Here is a 16,375-nt window from a genome sequence, read left to right as displayed (position 1 = left end):
ACCTTCAACACGCCCATTACACCCAACGGTTAGCATCGATAACGGGCAAATGTTCTCTCCTGCTTGCCTTCCCGCGACTCCTCCGCCGATCGCCAAGCTCAAGTTCCGTCAAATGTGAAGCAAGCGCACTATAATTTGGGTTCGGACGTGACCGTTCTTCAAAGCCGCCGGCAGAAAGGTGAGGCATTTGTGGATCCTTCGCGGGTAGCGGTGGTCATTGAAGATGACGAAGACATCTGTGCGCTGGTCGGAAACGTCTTAAGACAGTCCGGATTTGAGGTCCATTCAGCCCGGAATGGAAAAGCCGGAGTCGCCGCCGTTCGAGAGCACCGTCCCTCAATCGTTACCCTGGACGTGGGACTCCCTGACATCGACGGGTTTGAGACCGCCCGCCAGATCCGGCTCTTCAGCGATGCCTACATCCTCATGCTGACCGCTCGAGCCGAGGAAATCGACGCCGTGCTGGGCTTCAAGTCCGGCGCCGACGACTACATCATCAAGCCGTTCCGTACCTTCGAACTGCGGGCGCGGGTGGCGGCAATGCTGCGTCGTTCCCGAGTTAGTGAATCGATTCACGACGGCGGGGCGCCGCTCGGGGTGGCGCAACGCACCTCTCCCGGGTCGACAGCGGGGTCCGATAACTTCTCCGGTTCTCCCACCACAACCTTCCCGGTAGCGGTCGTAAGCGAGGCCCCCGAAAATGGCCAGCTTTCTACCCTTGCCCCGAAGGAACCAGAGGCCACCTATATCCACAACGGCCTGTGCCTGGACTACCCCACCAGGACTGTGACGGCAGACGGTGCCCAAAAGCACTTGACCCGGACGGAATTCGAATTGCTGCTGACCCTCTTGGACGGCGGCCGGACCGTGCGCAGCAAGCAGGACCTGGTGCGGCGCCTGCGGTTTGAGGAATTTGATACCGGCTCCTTCGTGTCGGAGGCGGACGAACGCGCCGTCGAGGTCCACATGGCCAATCTGCGCCGCAAACTCGGAGACAATCCGCGTGCGCCCCGGTGGCTGGAGACCGTTCGTGGTTTCGGTTATCGAATGGCTCCATCGACCGCAGCCAGGTAATCGGTGGCAAGGCGCCGCATGGTCTCGTCGCCGCAGCTTCCGATCGGGATAAGCAGATCCTGGACGGTCGCCATGGCATGCGGGTGCCCCTCCGCAACTTCGGTGGTCAGGCTTTGAACCTGCCGTCCATAAAACGACAGCCGCAGCGCCCCGGCCACGCTGCTGGCGGTCTTAAGGCTCAGGGAAACATCCATGACCTTGTCCACATCCTGCTCGTGAACCGCCTGGATTAGCCGAGTCCTTCGAACATCCCACATGTCGATGTAGTCGGCCACGAACCTTCGGCAGGCAAGGTCATCCCTCAGGTCCATCGCCAGGGTATGCAGCACCGGCAGCGAGACCACAGGCAGGTCGCAGGCGGCCAGGACGAGGGACACTGCGCGAGTGCCCGGGTCTGTCTCCCGCAGGCAGGACTGGTCAGGGAAACTCATAGGTGCCAGTCTGGCCCCGGCGGCTCAGGAAGCCTGGCTGCGCAGCCCGAAGATCGGCCAAAGGAAAGCTGAACGCGGCGGAAGACCGTTCACACCGCGGGCGAACCGCCGGACTTCGCGACACGACAAGGGAAGATCACTGGATTTCCGCGCCGTCTACCTAAGATGGCTATGCCACGTCTGTGCGTGCGACACCCGTTCCTGTTGGCTGAAAGGCCAGTTAATGCCCCATCCTGCCCAAGACAACACACTGCCGAGCCGGCGCGACGTTCGCACGGGGGCAGCCGACCCCGCGCCGCCAACGGGCATGATTCCGGTGACCCCTCTCGTGGCTAAGCCGTCCGGCGATCCGTACCCGGCCCGGCGGGAGTTGCGCACGGGCCTCATTCAAGTAGTGGCACCCGCGGCCGGTCAAGCTGCGGGGCCAACCCAGTATGTTCGCATCGAAAAGCCGCAGTCCGGCTCCTCCCGCGCCGCGCAGCGTGCCACAGCGCCCCGAAAGACGGCCACGACCGCCTGGGTGGTGAGCACCGTCGTCGTGCTTGCTGCCGTCGCTGCCGTGTGGTTCGCGTTCCTGCGGTAGGCCCGCCTTAGTCCTCCCCCGAGGTGAGCTTGGCCAGGAGCGCAGCCAGTTCGGAACGCTCGGCTGCAGACAGGGCGCCAAAATACTTCTCCGCATGCCTCACCTGGACCTCCCGGATGGCCGGTCCTATCTCCTGCCCCGCCTCGCTCAGGACGACCACCGTGGCCCTGCGGTCCGCGGGATCAGGCTCCCGCGAGCACCAACCCCTCTCCTGCAAGCCATCGACGATGTCGGTCGCCGATCGCGGCGCTATCCGAAGCCGCTCGGAAAGTTCACCCAACCGCAGCGGGCCGTGCTGGCGGAGCATGCGCAGCGCCCTCGCTTGTGACGGGGCGACGCCGAGCGGGGCCATTCCCTCCCGGGCGCCCCTCCTGAGTTGACGCGTAACGGCCCAGAACGCGTCAAGTAAACTTTCATCTGTCACGGGAATAGGCTACCAAGTTTTCCTGTTGTAACCTCATATTGAGGCAACCTCAGCAATGCGGGCGGCGCACGTTGCCCCTTCATCACGGATCGAGGTGGTTCCGACGGAAACCTTCGGAATAACCCCCGGCCGCGGTCCCGTAAGGGAACCGACGGCCGTAGAAAAAGAACAAGCCCGGCACGTACCGCTGAAGCGCATCGCCGCCCTCTTCCGCCCGTACCGGGGACAACTGGCCCTCGTTACCGGCATCATCGTCGCGTCCTCGGCCGTCGCGATGGCCTCGCCGTTCCTCCTGCGGGCCGTGATCGACACGGCCCTGCCCAGCCAGCAACTCCCGCTGCTGGCCTGGCTGACCGCAGGAATGCTGTTTGTCGCTGCCGTCACCGCCCTGTTCGGGGTCTTGCAGACCTGGATCGCCACCAAGGTGGGCCAACGGGTAATGCACAGCCTGCGGACCGAGGTCTTCGCGCACCTGCAGCGCCAGTCCGTCGGATTCTTCACACGGACACGCAGCGGGGAAATCCAGTCGCGCATCACACACGATATCGGCGGCATGCAGTCGGTGGTCACCTCGACCGCAACAGGCATCGCCACCAACCTCACCACCGTCGTCGCCACGGCGGTGGCCATGGCCGCGCTGTCCTGGCAGCTGTCGCTGATCTCGCTGCTGGTCATGCCGCCGGCCGTCGTGCTAACCCGCAAGGTGGCGAAAGTGCGGCGGGAGCTGACCGCCCGCCGCCAGCGGGAACTGGCCGACATGAACGTGACGATCGAAGAATCGCTCTCGGTCAGCGGGATCCAGTTGAGCAAGACCCTGGGCACCGGCGACGACCTGGCCGCCCGGTTCTCCGCGTCGTCGGAGCGGCTGACCGACCTGGAACTTCGGTCCGAATTGGCCGGGCGCTGGCGGATGGCCACCATGAGCATCATCTTTGCCGCCGTACCCGCCGTCATCTACTTCGCCGCCGGCCTGCCGGGGGCCGCAGGTAACATCAGCATCGGCACGGTGGTGGCCTTCACGGCGCTGCAGGGCGGCCTCTTCCGGCCGTTGCTCGGGCTGTTGAACGTGACGATCACCGTCACCAGCTCGTTGGCGCTCTTCGCCCGGATTTTCGAGTATCTGGACCTGCCGGTGGAAATCGCGGAGCCGGCCTCCCCCGCCCCCGTGGATCCGTCCAAGGTCGCCGGGCATGTGCGCTTCGAGAACGTCAGCTTCAGCTATCCCGACAGCGGGACACCGGCCATCGAGCATGTGGACCTGACCGTCCCTGCCGGTTCCAGCCTGGCCCTGGTCGGCCCGACCGGATCCGGAAAGAGCAGCTTGGCCGCCCTGGTGGCCCGCCTGCAGGATCCGACGGAAGGTCGCGTCACCATCGACGGCGTCGACCTCCGCTCGCTGCGCCTGGCCGACCTGGCGGCCATCGTGGGAGTGGTCAGCCAGGACACCTATTTGCTGCACACCACGGTGCGCGAGAACCTGCGCTATGCGAAGCCGGATGCCAGCGATGCCGAAATCGAACAGGCCGCATGGGACGCCCAAATCCACGACCACATCGCGGCACTGCCGGATGGTTACGAAACCGTCGTCGGGTCCCGCGGGCACCGGTTCTCGGGCGGCGAGAAGCAACGGATTGCCATCGCCCGGACCCTGCTGCGCAATCCCCCGGTGCTGGTGCTGGACGAGGCCACCAGTGCGCTGGATACCCAGACCGAACACGCGGTCCAGCAGGCCTTCGACCGGTTGGCCGCCGGCCGCACCACCATCACCATCGCCCACCGGCTCTCGACAGTCCGGAATGCCGACCAAATCGCTGTCCTCGAGGCCGGGCGAATTGTGGAGCGAGGGACGCACGAGTCCCTGCTCGATGCCGACGGCCGGTATGCGGCGCTGGCGGCCTGAGGACAGCCAGGTGACGTCGGACGGCTTAGGGCCCGGGCGCCCATAGACTGTTGCGGTGTCCGGTCTAAAGAAACGTCCCGCCCTGATCACCGTTTGCGTCCTCGTCGGCCTACTCATCGTGGCCGGCCTGACGGCCGGAGGGTACCTCTGGAGCTTGGCGAGCTCGTTTGATTCCAAGAGCGAGAAGATCGCCGCGGCGTTTCCCGACGAGGCAACCCGCCCCACAAAGAAGCCGGAAGCCATGGATTCCGTCAACATCTTGCTGATGGGCTCGGACACCCGCGCCGGCAACGGTGGCACCGACGCGTTGGCAGGCGTTTCGGCAGACGCCCGCACTGATGCGCTGATGCTGCTGCATGTGCCCTCGGACCGCTCCGGCGTCTACGTCATGTCCATCATGCGCGACGTCTGGACGGAAATTCCGGGCCACGGCGAGCGCAAAATTAACGCGGCCTACGCGCTGGGCGGGGTCCCTTTGACGGTCCAGACGGTCGAGGGACTCTTCGACACCAGGATCGACCACGTGGCCATCATCGACTTCGAAGGCTTCCGTGGCCTGACCGACGCGCTCGGCGGTGTGGAAATCAATGTCAATCCAGCCTTCAACTCATCCCATCTGGGCGGCAAACATTTCGCCGCTGGCCCCACCCTCATGAACGGCGAGGAAGCCCTTGCTTTCGTCCGCGAACGCTACGCCTACTCCGATGGCGACTACCAGCGCGTCCGCAACCAACGCGCCTTCGTCGGTGCCGTCATCTCCAAATTCCTTTCCGCGGGCACCTTGACCAACCCGGCGCGTATCGGCTCCACAGTCAATGAATTCGCCCCTTACGTCACGGTGGATGAGGGCCTGAATGCGGGAACCATCGGATCGCTGGGCCTGAGTCTCAACAGCGTTCGCAAGGAGGATATCCACATGTTCACGCTGCCCACCAAGGGCACAGGAACGTCGGCCGACGGCCAGTCCATCGTGCTCAAGGACGAACAGGCCGCTGAGGAGATCGCAGCGGCTCTAGGCAGCGGCAATATCGACGAATACTGGCAGGCACTGCCCGCAGACAACTGAGCCCAACAACGGATGACCAGGGGCGTCCTCGAATTACCGCTCCATCACTCAGCGCCAGGGTTGACTCCCTTACGCCAACGCCCGATTAAAAGCAGGCCTTGCCCGTCTCGGGCTGCAGCGCAGCCCGGCCGCTTTCGAAAATCTCCACCCACCCGGTGACCCTGCGGTGCCCCTGACGAGGGCCCGTCGTCCCCATCTCGCCCGGTGCCGGCTACTCGACTTGTGAATCGTGCTACTGGACTTTCCTAAAGCCCTAGGGCAGAGAGGTCACCTTTACTAGCCTCTACACCACCATGAAAGCGCAAGGAGGGGTAGGAGCAGTAGCGGTCTCACGTCTGTCGCGGAGGAGGAGTCAGATGTTTACGAAGAAGTGGCGCAAGTTCAGAAACAAGTGCATCCAATGCCGCCGGGTTATTGCCGACCGCAAAGTGCGACCATGGTGCTCAGCAGAGTGTGAAGACTACTACGTTGCTGACTGTATCTAGAATGCACAGCGCACATCCTAGACAAATGGGAAGTTTCGCGTGCAAAGGTAAGTCGACCACCGCTGCCTCTTGGGATACATAATCAGAATGATGGGAAGCAGCCGGTCTAGACAAGGACGTCACGCCCGGCCTCGGTACCATGTGCAGATTCCTGCGTTGGTTGCCGAAGTACGTCAAGTTGCAGTGCAACTGATAGACGTCGCGCACGGGGTGGACGGTCCATAAATAAGTGCGCCTTTTCGGATGAAACGATTACATGCATTCGACAGCTACCTCGGTAGGGTGGGTTGCATGCAGAAACTTTTGGTGACCGGCGGAGCCGGCTTTATCGGTTCCAACTTTGTTCACTATGTGCTGGAGAAGACAGACGCGAGCGTCACGGTCCTGGACAAGCTGACCTACGCCGGCAATGAGGCGTCGCTGGCAGGGCTGCCGGAGAACCGGTTCCGGCTGGTGCGCGGGGACATTGCGGACGCCGACGCTGTCAATCCGCTGGTGGCCGAAGCCGATGCCGTAGTCCACTATGCGGCCGAGTCACACAACGACAACTCGCTGCACGACGCACGCCCGTTCCTGGACACCAACATCATCGGAACGTACACACTGCTGGAGGCCGTCCGCCGTTACGGCAAGCGGTTCCACCACATCTCCACCGACGAGGTGTACGGAGACCTGGAACTGGATGACCCTAACCGGTTCACCGAGACGACGCCGTACAACCCCTCGAGCCCCTACTCCTCCACCAAGGCCGGCTCGGACCTGCTGGTCCGCGCCTGGGTGCGGTCCTTCGGCGTGCAGGCAACCATCAGTAACTGCTCCAACAACTACGGTCCCTACCAGCACGTGGAAAAGTTCATCCCGCGGCAGGTCACCAACGTGATCGACGGCGTGAAGCCCAAACTCTACGGCCGGGGCGAAAACGTGCGGGACTGGATCCACGCCGACGACCATTCCTCCGCCGTCCTAACCATCTTGGAGACGGGTCGGATCGGCGAAACCTACCTGATCGGCGCCGACAGCGAGAAGAACAACAGAGACGTGGTGGAGTTGATCCTCGAGGCCATGGGCCAGCCGCGCGACGCTTACGAGCACGTGGTGGACCGGCCCGGCCACGACCTGCGCTACGCCATCGACTCAACTAAGCTGCGCAACGAACTGGGCTGGACCCCGCTATATTCCAACTTCGAGGAAGGCCTGGCGAACACCATCAAGTGGTATCTGGACAACGAGCCTTGGTGGCGACCGCAGAAGTCCGCCACGGAGGCCAGGTACCAGGAGCAGGGCCGATAACCGTGGCGATCGAATTCTCCAAGGCACTGCGTCCCAGGGACACCCCGATCCCCGGAATGCTGCTGTTCGACCTGCCTGTGCACGGGGACAACCGCGGCTGGTTTAAGGAAAACTGGCAGCGGGAGAAAATGCTTGCCCAGGGGCTGCCCGACTTCTCCCCGGTCCAGAACAATATTTCCTTCAACGAAAAAGCAGGAACCACCCGCGGCATCCACGCCGAGCCGTGGGACAAGTTCATATCCGTGGCCACCGGCAAGATCTTCGGCGCCTGGGTGGACCTGCGGGAGGGCCAGAGCTTCGGCACGGTGTTCACCGCCGAACTGGATCCTTCCAAGGCCATCTTTGTCCCGCGCGGCGTCGGCAACGCCTTCCAAACCCTTCAGGACGGCACCGCGTACACTTACCTGGTCAACGATCACTGGAGCGCGGATGCGCAGGATGAGTACACCTTCCTGAACCTGGCGGACGAAACCGCCGCCATCGCCTGGCCCATACCTCTGGACGAGGCGGAGCTGTCAGAGAAGGATAGAGCCCACCCCCGGCTGGCCGGGGTGACTCCGATGCCGTCGAAGAAGATCCTAGTCCTCGGGGCCAACGGTCAATTGGGCAGGGCATTGCGCGGCGAGTACGCCGATGCCGCCCATGTAGAATTCGCCTCCCGCGCCGACTTCGACCTCACTGCGCCGGCCTCCTGGGCAAGCCGGAACTGGCGCGGCTACTCGGCCATTATCAATGCCGCCGCCTACACTGACGTTGATCAGGCGGAGACAGCTGAGGGGCGCCGCGCTGCATGGGCGGTCAACGTCGGAGCCGTGACCGGACTGGCCAAGGTCGCCGCGGGGCAGGGCATCACGCTGGTCCATGTCTCCAGCGACTACGTCTTCGACGGCATCGAAAGGGTTCACCCCGAGGACGAGCCGTTCAGCCCGCTCGGCGTCTACGGGGCGACCAAGGCCGCCGGGGACGCCGTGGTCTCCGTGGTGCCGCGACACTATATCGTGCGGACTAGCTGGGTGGTCGGCGATGGGAACAACTTCGTGCGCACCATGGCGTCCTTGGCCGAACGCGGCATCGCTCCCTCGGTGGTGGATGACCAAGTCGGCCGGCTCACCTTCACCGCGGATTTGGCCGCCGGTATCCGGCACCTGCTCGAGACCGGCGCGCCCTACGGCACGTACAACCTCAGCAACGACGGCGAACTCGAATCCTGGGCGACCGTGGCGCGGCGCATCTACGCGCAGACCGGTCACGACCCCGGGGACGTCACGGGAGTAACGACGGCCCAGTACTTCGCCGGCAAGAAGGCCGCACCGAGGCCGCTGAACTCCAACTTTGACCTGACCAAGATCCAGGCCCTGGGGTTCCACCCGGCACTATCGTCGGATCGGCTCAAAGCCTATCTGGCGGAGTAACTAGCGCTGAAGGACGGGCTGCTGCAGCAGGCCGAGCAGGTAGCTCCCGTAGCCGCTTTTGATTAGGGCCTCCGCCCGCTCGCGCAGCTCCTCGTCCGTGAGGAACCCCTGGCGCCAGGCGACTTCCTCCGGTGAGCCGACCTTCAGCCCCTGCCGGTGCTCCAGCGCCCGGATAAACCCCGAGGCCTCGTACAGCGACTCGAATGTTCCAGTGTCCAGCCAGGCCGTCCCGCGCGGCAGGATGTCCACGGAGAGCTTGCCGGCGTCCAGGTACACCCGGTTCAGGTCCGTGATTTCCAGCTCCCCGCGCGCCGAGGGCTTCAGGCCCTTCGCAATTTCCACCACCTCGTTGTCGTAGAAATAGAGGCCCGGAACGGCGTAGTTGCTTCTCGGCGCTGTCGGTTTCTCCTCCAAACTCAGCGCCCTGCCAAACTCGTCGAACTCCACCACACCGTAGGCGGTAGGATCCGCGACCTGATACCCGAACACCGCCGCGCCGTCGATCTGCGCGAAGCGCTGCAGCCGGGTGCCCAGGCCGGGGCCGTAGAAAATGTTGTCCCCCAGGATAAGCGCCGCCGGCTCAGAGCCAATATGCTCCTCGCCCAGCAGAAACGCCTGCGCCAGCCCATCCGGGCTCGGCTGGGTCGAGTAGGACAGCGAAATGCCGAACCGGGAGCCGTCACCGAGCAGAGCCTTGAAGTGCTCGGCATCATGCGGCGTGGTGATGACCAGGATGTCCCGGATGCCCGCCAGGATCAGCGTGGACAGCGGATAGTAGATCATCGGCTTGTCATACACCGGCATCAGCTGCTTGCTCACGCCCTGGGTAATCGGATGCAAACGGGATCCCGTGCCTCCGGCCAAAATGATTCCGCGCATGCGACAAAGACTCCTAGTTAACTGGATCGGTTCCCACCGGTGGCCCCTGGGCATAACCGGAGCCTACGCTCCACTTATGCGGTTCACTGTGCATATCTCAAGCGCTGAGAACGCGTCAGCTAAAACCTCTTCACCAAATTACTACGGGCATATCAATGAAACCAAAGCGGCAGCAACGACTAAACCTAAACTTAATGCTCAGTGAACGCCGTCGAAGATCGGTATCGCCAACGGTTCAAAGCATCGCTCCACTCGGCACCTTACCGGACGGGCGGAGCCGGCGTGGGCTTCAAGGTGACCATCCGTGATCACCAGTCCGGCCGGGGATAGTCGGAACTGATCGGCGTGCCCGCCGGGACGGGAGCGGTCCCGTACACGCAGCTCCCCCGGTTCACCGCCGGAAACCACGGCGCCGATGATGCAGAACTGGGCCGACACCGCCATGCAGAAGGCGACGGAGACGAAGGCAGCGGCTACCGTGCCGAAGCCCCCACCGACCAGATGAACAAGAACCTCATCGAGGACCCGGACAGCCTCACCGCAGCTGCACTGAAAGACACATATGGAGGCGGGAAGAACGCAACCGAAAGCATTGATGTCGCAGAAACTTTCACCAGCCCCGAAGGCCTCCGCTCGACCACCTGGTTCGGGCTGGGCGCGGGCAAGGGTGCCGACCGAATGCCGTTCTACCAGAACAGCATCATTAACGGCTCGAACCTCACAAACGACCTACCTTCCGGCGGCGGGGACGACTAGGTAGGCCACCAGATCAACGTCACCTTTCAAGGCGGCTTCGCCGGCCTGAAATCCATCCTTACCGCGGCCATGATCAGCGGGTCAACGGCACTGACCCTGAGCGCAGGAACATTTACCCTGCCGGTGAAGGTCGGATACACCGTTTGGGTCAAAGGTGCAGCATCTGGCGGCGGAGACCTCAAAGCACAGATTGTTTCCATCGAAAGCAACACGAAGGCGACACTGAGCGTTCCTGCTTCCACAACCGTAACCGGCGCCCAGGTCATTGGCACTCTTGCTGCTGACCACAACTTCCTGTTCGGCGCTAACGACTTCTTGACCACGGGCAAGGCAAGCGGCGACGTTGACGGCATAGACAACATCTTCGGGCGCCTGATGGAAGTGCAACTTTACACGCCGGGTGCAACGCTCAACACCATCAAGGGCCAGCAGTTCAGAAGTGGCGGTGGAGGCGTCCGCAACTGGTGCGACCGTTGGGGTAGTCATGGGCCACCACGTCAAAGCCAATGTCAACCGCTCCGGGGCGACAGTAGGCAAGTCCTACGGGATGCACATTGAGGGCGATCCCACCCCGAACGCCGGGGAATCCTACGCCCTGTTCGTCAAGACGGGACAGTCCAAGACGGACAACCTGCAGATCATCAGCGGCAACAAAGCGGAGAACGCGCTACAAGTGTGGGCACCCCTGGACACGGCGGGGGCCGCATTCTCCCATCGCCCTGTACGACTATGTAGGCGTCAATCGGCGGTTCCGGGTCGGCAACGACGGCGCTGTCATATCGTCCGCCGACTTCACCGCCCGGGAAGGAACCAACAGCGTCAAACTTGGTCAGATGGCCAACGGCTACGCCGGCATCCAATTCGCGTCCACAGGCCCGGACATCGCCCGCACATCCGACCCGCTATTAGCGGTGCGAAAATGCCAAAGCTTTCGGTGTTCCGACAACCACCACCGCCACCAGAATGTCAGCGGCCAGCGCCATGGCGGGAGCCATCTGCCACGACTCCACCCTCAATAAAATGATCTTTTCAGATGGCACAAACTGGAAAACCTAGCATCAGGAGCGATCGTCTAACGAGCCCCTCAGCAATCCTCGCCCTACACAGCGACCTGTACGGGCAAATCGTCGCACTCACCGAAGAAAACGGGAGGCTCAGAGAAGCACTTTCCCAGAAGGGGTCAGTCAGCGGCGGACGCCAAATAGCATCACTCTTTGAATCTGGCGTCCACACGATTGACAAAGCCGCCAGCCACGGCGGCGGCAGTCATTGTCACCGCCGTGGTCACCGGTTTCGCTTCAAATGTGAGGCAGCCAAAAAACGCCAATACGCCACCGAGAATCGCGCTCTCGCAAATAGTGGTGCGCTTGGCTTGAAGAGTAGACATGGGGCAAGCCTACGGGCGAAACGATATATGCGCGGCCATTAGACTGAGGCACATGGATTTGATCATGGTCGCGGTCGCGGGGGCTGCGCTCCTCCTCCTAGCACTCATAGGAACAGCGAAGGATAGTAGACGCATCCTCAGTTTCCTTGTCGGTGTTGCCGGAGGGCTCACGGGCATCCAGATCGGGAACATGCACATCTTCACCGCAGTGGCGCTCGTATGGGCTATATGGTCGGGAGGGGAAAAGAGGACGGCCCTAGTGCCAAAGCTCCTATACCTGGGTGCAGCCACTCTCCTACTGGCCATGACCGCCTTGATCGGGGATCTAGTAAATAGCCCAACCTTGGCGCTACAACTCCTGGCGTTATCGACTTCAGCTTTAGTCATCGCATTCCGGGCCAGCTTGGCAGATGCTTACGCCATGCTAGCGGGACTGCTAGCGTCAACAACTGTTGGCGCGAGCGTTGCCCTGATGCAACTCGTCGGCCTAATCCCCTCTGACCTGTGGCACGCCAGCGTTAGTTCGATTGGCCGCCCTACTGGAATTTACCCGGAGCCGGACTGGCTTGGACTATACGCCGGGATCGGGCTGCTCGTGGCCTGGCAAATGAAGCTGAAACCCAAAGTCAAGACAATACTCATTCCGCTCCACGCGGCAGTGTTTGTTCTGGCGTTTGCTCGGGCGGCGTGGGTCGCTCTGGCCGTTGTCATTATTGTGGCGACGGTTGTCAAGGTGACTATGCGTAGCAAGGCGCGCACTCAAAGAGGCATCAAGGCAGCTGTAGTTGCTACCGCAACCATCGGTGGTGTGGCCTTAGCTGCCATACCTGATTTGCGGCAGGACCTAACCAACCGCATGCTCACACTCGTAGGCGAATCCGAAGCTGACGACATCTCCGGTGAAGCGCGAATCCGACAAATCAACGGGCTCCTTGAGTTAGCCCAAACATCACCCCTCTACGGCCACGGGCTAAGTGCCGCAGGGCGAGTCAGTGTGTGGGGTGAAGTGGACCGCCACAACAGTTCTCAGAACAATGTGGCAAGCAATTGGCTACTTGGGTTGTGGGTCGATGGCGGGCTACTCGCCTTGCCACTCGCCTTATTCCTGCTTTATTTCGCATTTCGCATGATACGCACTATTCCCGGCAAGGCCCTCTTATTCATCTTGGTCAACAGCCTATTTTCCAACGCCTTGTACTTCCCCGTGACGTGGCTGGCACTTGGTTTGGCACTTGTTGCAACTCAAACAATCGTGACAAGAGGAGCCTTTCATAGGAAGGGCTCCTGCCGAATTGACAGCACTTTAGAGCGGGCTTATTAGAGTGGCCCGTCACACCTCGTGTAGGGCGGCTGGCGCCTTGCCCTAGCTGTACCTGGCTATAAAAGCATCGATGTCCGGCGACGACAGGTCATTGACTCTTGCTCTGATAGTCTCGTCCGACCAATCCCACCAGCGCATGCCTAGCAATCCGCGGATTTGCTCCTCTGTAAACCGGTAGCGGAGGACCTTGGCGGCGACGCCACCGACAACGGCATATGGCGGAACGTCGCGTGTCACGACGGCACCCGCGGCAACAATCGCGCCGTCGCCAACGGTCACCCCGCTCATGATCCTGCTGTGACGGCCAAGCCAGACATCGTTGCCAATCGTGATGTCACCCTTGGATCCGGGTTGCCCGTCCGTCAGCTTGCCAGGCAGGTCCATGCGGATGCGCATCGGGAACGTGGTGACCCAATCAGGGTTATGCTCACCGCCGGCAAGAATCTCTGCACCAGCAGCGATGCTCGTAAACGAACCAATAGTTACTCGAGCAGTGTCGCCCTTGTAGTAGGCAACAGGCGGGGTGGCCGGATAAGTGTGGCGTCCAACGGTGATAACCCCCTGACGCATGAGCTCAGCCACTGTCGGCGGGCGTCCGGGGAGTGGAAGCGCCCGAGTCATGAATTTCGGTGTTTTCGCCAACACTTTTCGCGCCAGCAACCGGGCCTTGAACTTCGCTTCCTCATTCATAAATGCAGCCTAACCGTATTGACCGACTTCAACTGCGTCGATTACGCGGCTTCGATCAGTAGGCCAGTCCGTCGCGCCAGGAATTTTGATGTTTAACGGAGCCATGGCAGCGGCACCCGCCAACGAGGGCCGTTGGCGAGCCAACCGCTCACAACTACATAGGGTGGCTCCCATGCCCATCAGGTATCAGGGGCGTCGCCTCCCAGCCGTCCTCTACGCCTACCCCTTCGACTTTGTCGCGGCCGCGGCGTGCATCATCCTGTTCGAGCCCGATGCTATGCCGTCGAGCATCCAAGACCTGCCCGAACTGCTCGGCCTCGGATACCGCATCATGCTCCTGGCCGCCGGCCTACTGATCCTTGGCGGCTTGCTCCGCTGGTCCCACCGTTGGGCGTCCTCCATGGAGCAATCCGGCATGTGGCTCGCCAGCATGGCCTTCACCCCGTACGGGGTCACCGCGCTGATCGCCGGGACTAACCCTCGGGCAACGCTCGTCATCATCCTGCTGCTCTTCTTCGGATTGGGATGCGGGGTTAGAGCCCGGGACCTCGCTATTGACGCCCGCGCCCAGTTGCAGGCGTTGCGGGAAGCACCGCGGAAGGATGAACCCGGCGCATGAACGAAATCGCAGTCGCGCTCGCTTCCACCCTGCTAGACGGCTGTCGCGTCACCGCCATTGTGGCCGCGTTTAAGGCGCTCGCGTGATCGAGGAACACCTGCCCGGGGTCAAACCACCCGCTCCACGACCGGTTACACCGGAAACCGTTATCGCCTCACCGGGGCGCATTTTTCCTGCCCCGAAACCACCGCCTGAGGAGGCAACACCATGGGATACGAATACAATGCCAAGTACAACTTCCCGGCCTGCACGACGGCCGCGAACGTCCCAGCATTGTTTGGTCACACCCGCGAGGTGCTGGAAGACATCATCCATTGGTGGGACGTCCCGAAAAAGAAGCCGACCTTCGAAGGCGTCATCACCCATGTCAATGGTTAGGGGCCCGCAGGCAGCTCGTCTCCCTATGTCCTAAAGATGGCGGCATATGCATACTCGGGTGTATCCAAGAAGCATTGTTGCGCAGGTCGCCGCAAAGATTACTACCAGCAGCAGCCAATCAACTTCGTTGCGGAGACTTTTTCGTCTGGAGGATGGCTGGGAGGATAACGAAGAACGCGAGACCTTGCAGGGGACCAGCTCGTGATGAAGGTGAGGCTGATCCAAACCGGTAGAAGGCACAGGGTCATGAGCCAGCTTGCCAGTGCCGTTCGAGGCCGGTTACGGAGGGTCACAGCGGCGAACAGGGCATGTAACAACCGCTGAGTCAGCTCGATTTGGCTAGTCATATTCCGCGGGCGTACTGGTGGCCTTAGTAGGAAGGTGCGAGCAGTGTGGGACTGGCAGTCAACACACAAGGGACGCTAACACAGGCGCAGCACGCCGGGTCGAGTTTGACTCCGCTCAGATGCGGCGTGCGGCATCAAGAATCATCCCCACAACCACAGAGTCTAACAGCAGGGAAGATCTGCTCACGGCCCAACGGGAACAGGCTGGCGCCCCCAGCGAAGGCCCTTCAGAGACAACGCCGGGCGCTCTATAATAAACCAACTAGCAGCCGCCACTGGGATGGTTAGCAGCACGCCCAGCACCGTGTATGCGAACAGACCCAGATGGTGCGCGCTCGCAAGGACGAGCGTCTGCTGAACCGGGAAGCCATAGAGGTACATGCCGTAGGAAATATCGTTTGTAGCCCCGACCTTGCGGCACCAAGCAGGAAGCATGATGCCCAGCCATAGGCATAGGTAGGCGACGGGCAATGCAGTGAGGCTGCGTCCGAACCCGAAAACAAGGGCGCAGGTCAACAGGACCACCGAAGTGCCTGCCAGCGGCCAACTCACGGGTATGCGGTCGGCATAAAGGTAGATAACCGCGCCAGCCGCGAAGTATGGAACAAGGAATGCCAAGTCACCTGGAATCCCTTCAAAGTCGCAGAGGTCAACGACGAAACTGCCGACAGTCATGAATACGAAGGCTGCCAACGCTAAAGACTTCACCTTGCGCAGCGCCGGGATGAAAAGTGCCAACCCAACCGCCACATAGCAGAACAACTCGTAGCGCAGGGTCCACAGTGAGCCGTTCCAGTTGTCGGGAAACGGTGCGTCTGCCAGCGTCGGCCCCAGTGGGTTCATGCCAAAGACCATGCTGGCGTTGCCCGCCACATAGAAAAAGCCCATTTCCGGGGTCCACCCGCCACGGAACAAGCCCGAGACGGCAGCGAACCCAAAACCCACGGCAAACAGGCAGCCCCAATAACCGGGCATGATCCTCAGCAGCCGCCGCCACATGTACGAAACGAAGTCCGTCCTGAAACGGCTTCTGGTTATCAGGTAGCCACTGATGGCGAAGAATCCGCCCACGGCAAGACTGCCAATCGATAACCCGCCAACCTGCAGTTCAGCATCGAATCCGCCGATAGATGATGCATGGGAAACTATGACCACCGTGGCAAACGCAAGCCGAAGCAGGTTCAGCGAATTATGGCGCGTATTTAACCGCTGGTTGATGGTTTCCATGATTCCCCCTGAGCCTGAATTTGGGACAGCTCACAGTTTAGCGGCAACGTTTCACCGAACGACGGAATAGGACACTCGGTTGGATGGCCGCGACAGGGCGGGGTTC

At 61.8% G+C, this 16,375-nt stretch carries 17 protein-coding genes; 11 read left to right on the top strand and 6 right to left on the bottom strand.

What is annotated here, in order from left to right; all coding sequences use genetic code 11:
* Window positions 1-189: 189 nt before the first annotated feature.
* Window positions 190-1,074, top strand: a complete 885-nt coding sequence (locus AC5RUJ_RS00450; RefSeq protein ID WP_494127966.1) for a response regulator transcription factor — start codon at window positions 190-192, stop codon at window positions 1,072-1,074.
* Here AC5RUJ_RS00450 and AC5RUJ_RS00445 read toward each other — a convergent pair.
* A complete protein-coding gene (locus tag AC5RUJ_RS00445; protein WP_494100687.1) occupies window positions 1,041-1,505 on the bottom strand; it encodes a hypothetical protein in 465 nt (154 codons plus the stop codon). The two genes, AC5RUJ_RS00450 and AC5RUJ_RS00445, sit on opposite strands and share 34 nt — an antisense overlap.
* Window positions 1,506-1,833: 328 nt before the next feature.
* Here AC5RUJ_RS00445 and AC5RUJ_RS00440 point away from each other — a divergent pair, with 328 nt between their 5' ends.
* On the top strand, window positions 1,834-2,088 hold the full coding sequence (locus tag AC5RUJ_RS00440) for a hypothetical protein (RefSeq protein WP_494155536.1): 255 nt from the start codon (window positions 1,834-1,836) through the stop codon (window positions 2,086-2,088).
* Between the two features lie 7 nt (window positions 2,089-2,095).
* Here AC5RUJ_RS00440 and AC5RUJ_RS00435 read toward each other — a convergent pair whose 3' ends face one another.
* Window positions 2,096-2,440, bottom strand: coding sequence for a MarR family winged helix-turn-helix transcriptional regulator (locus tag AC5RUJ_RS00435; protein WP_494100689.1), 345 nt, complete (start codon window positions 2,438-2,440; stop codon window positions 2,096-2,098).
* 127 nt (window positions 2,441-2,567) lie between these two features.
* Here AC5RUJ_RS00435 and AC5RUJ_RS00430 point away from each other — a divergent pair, with 127 nt between their 5' ends.
* The 4 genes from AC5RUJ_RS00430 to AC5RUJ_RS00415 all read left to right on the top strand — a co-directional run bounded on the left by AC5RUJ_RS00430 (window position 2,568) and on the right by AC5RUJ_RS00415 (window position 8,665).
* On the top strand, window positions 2,568-4,412 hold the full coding sequence (locus tag AC5RUJ_RS00430; protein ID WP_494127965.1) for an ABC transporter ATP-binding protein: 1,845 nt from the start codon (window positions 2,568-2,570) through the stop codon (window positions 4,410-4,412).
* A gap of 55 nt (window positions 4,413-4,467) precedes the next feature.
* Window positions 4,468-5,478 carry an LCP family protein gene (locus tag AC5RUJ_RS00425; RefSeq protein WP_494127964.1) on the top strand — a complete coding sequence of 337 codons (1,011 nt, stop codon included), beginning with the start codon at window positions 4,468-4,470 and terminating at the stop codon, window positions 5,476-5,478.
* 776 nt (window positions 5,479-6,254) lie between these two features.
* Complete coding sequence (rfbB, locus tag AC5RUJ_RS00420) at window positions 6,255-7,253, top strand: dTDP-glucose 4,6-dehydratase (protein WP_494127963.1); 999 nt, start codon at window positions 6,255-6,257, stop codon at window positions 7,251-7,253.
* Between the two features lie 2 nt (window positions 7,254-7,255).
* On the top strand, window positions 7,256-8,665 hold the full coding sequence (locus AC5RUJ_RS00415; protein ID WP_494127962.1) for a sugar nucleotide-binding protein: 1,410 nt from the start codon (window positions 7,256-7,258) through the stop codon (window positions 8,663-8,665).
* Here AC5RUJ_RS00415 and rfbA read toward each other — a convergent pair whose 3' ends face one another.
* A complete protein-coding gene (gene rfbA / locus AC5RUJ_RS00410) occupies window positions 8,666-9,544 on the bottom strand; it encodes a glucose-1-phosphate thymidylyltransferase RfbA (protein WP_494127961.1) in 879 nt (292 codons plus the stop codon). It lies immediately after the preceding gene.
* A 345-nt stretch (window positions 9,545-9,889) separates the two neighbouring features.
* On the opposite strand from rfbA, the gene AC5RUJ_RS00405 reads away from it, so the two are divergent.
* Window positions 9,890-10,300, top strand: coding sequence for a hypothetical protein (locus AC5RUJ_RS00405; RefSeq protein WP_494127960.1), 411 nt, complete (start codon window positions 9,890-9,892; stop codon window positions 10,298-10,300).
* Between the two features lie 69 nt (window positions 10,301-10,369).
* The gene (locus tag AC5RUJ_RS00400; protein ID WP_494127959.1) at window positions 10,370-10,858 is read left to right on the top strand and encodes a hypothetical protein; all 489 of its coding nucleotides are present in this window, start codon (window positions 10,370-10,372) and stop codon (window positions 10,856-10,858) included.
* 649 nt (window positions 10,859-11,507) lie between these two features.
* Here the strand turns inward: AC5RUJ_RS00400 and AC5RUJ_RS00395 are convergent.
* The gene (locus AC5RUJ_RS00395; RefSeq protein WP_494127957.1) at window positions 11,508-11,687 is read right to left on the bottom strand and encodes a hypothetical protein; all 180 of its coding nucleotides are present in this window, start codon (window positions 11,685-11,687) and stop codon (window positions 11,508-11,510) included.
* A gap of 304 nt (window positions 11,688-11,991) precedes the next feature.
* Between AC5RUJ_RS00395 and AC5RUJ_RS00390 the strand changes: the two genes are divergently transcribed.
* Window positions 11,992-13,008 carry an O-antigen ligase family protein gene (locus AC5RUJ_RS00390; RefSeq protein ID WP_494155535.1) on the top strand — a complete coding sequence of 339 codons (1,017 nt, stop codon included), beginning with the start codon at window positions 11,992-11,994 and terminating at the stop codon, window positions 13,006-13,008.
* Between the two features lie 42 nt (window positions 13,009-13,050).
* Here AC5RUJ_RS00390 and AC5RUJ_RS00385 read toward each other — a convergent pair whose 3' ends face one another.
* Entirely contained in the window at window positions 13,051-13,698 is a 648-nt protein-coding gene (locus AC5RUJ_RS00385; RefSeq protein ID WP_494127955.1) for a CatB-related O-acetyltransferase, read from the bottom strand.
* 172 nt (window positions 13,699-13,870) lie between these two features.
* Between AC5RUJ_RS00385 and AC5RUJ_RS00380 the strand changes: the two genes are divergently transcribed.
* Window positions 13,871-14,317 carry a hypothetical protein gene (locus tag AC5RUJ_RS00380; protein ID WP_494127954.1) on the top strand — a complete coding sequence of 149 codons (447 nt, stop codon included), beginning with the start codon at window positions 13,871-13,873 and terminating at the stop codon, window positions 14,315-14,317.
* Window positions 14,318-14,524: 207 nt separating this feature from the next.
* Window positions 14,525-14,695 (top strand): hypothetical protein, encoded by a 171-nt coding sequence (locus AC5RUJ_RS00375; RefSeq protein ID WP_494127953.1) that lies wholly within the window; start codon window positions 14,525-14,527, stop codon window positions 14,693-14,695.
* Between the two features lie 530 nt (window positions 14,696-15,225).
* On the opposite strand, the gene AC5RUJ_RS00370 is transcribed toward AC5RUJ_RS00375, so the two are convergent.
* Window positions 15,226-16,269 carry an acyltransferase family protein gene (locus AC5RUJ_RS00370; RefSeq protein WP_494127952.1) on the bottom strand — a complete coding sequence of 348 codons (1,044 nt, stop codon included), beginning with the start codon at window positions 16,267-16,269 and terminating at the stop codon, window positions 15,226-15,228.
* Between the last annotated feature and the right edge of the window lie 106 nt (window positions 16,270-16,375).

This window comes from Arthrobacter sp. Y3223164, from assembly GCF_059091005.1.
The sequence above is the reverse complement of the archived record's forward strand: the minus strand, read 5'-3'. Positions and strand labels throughout refer to the sequence as shown.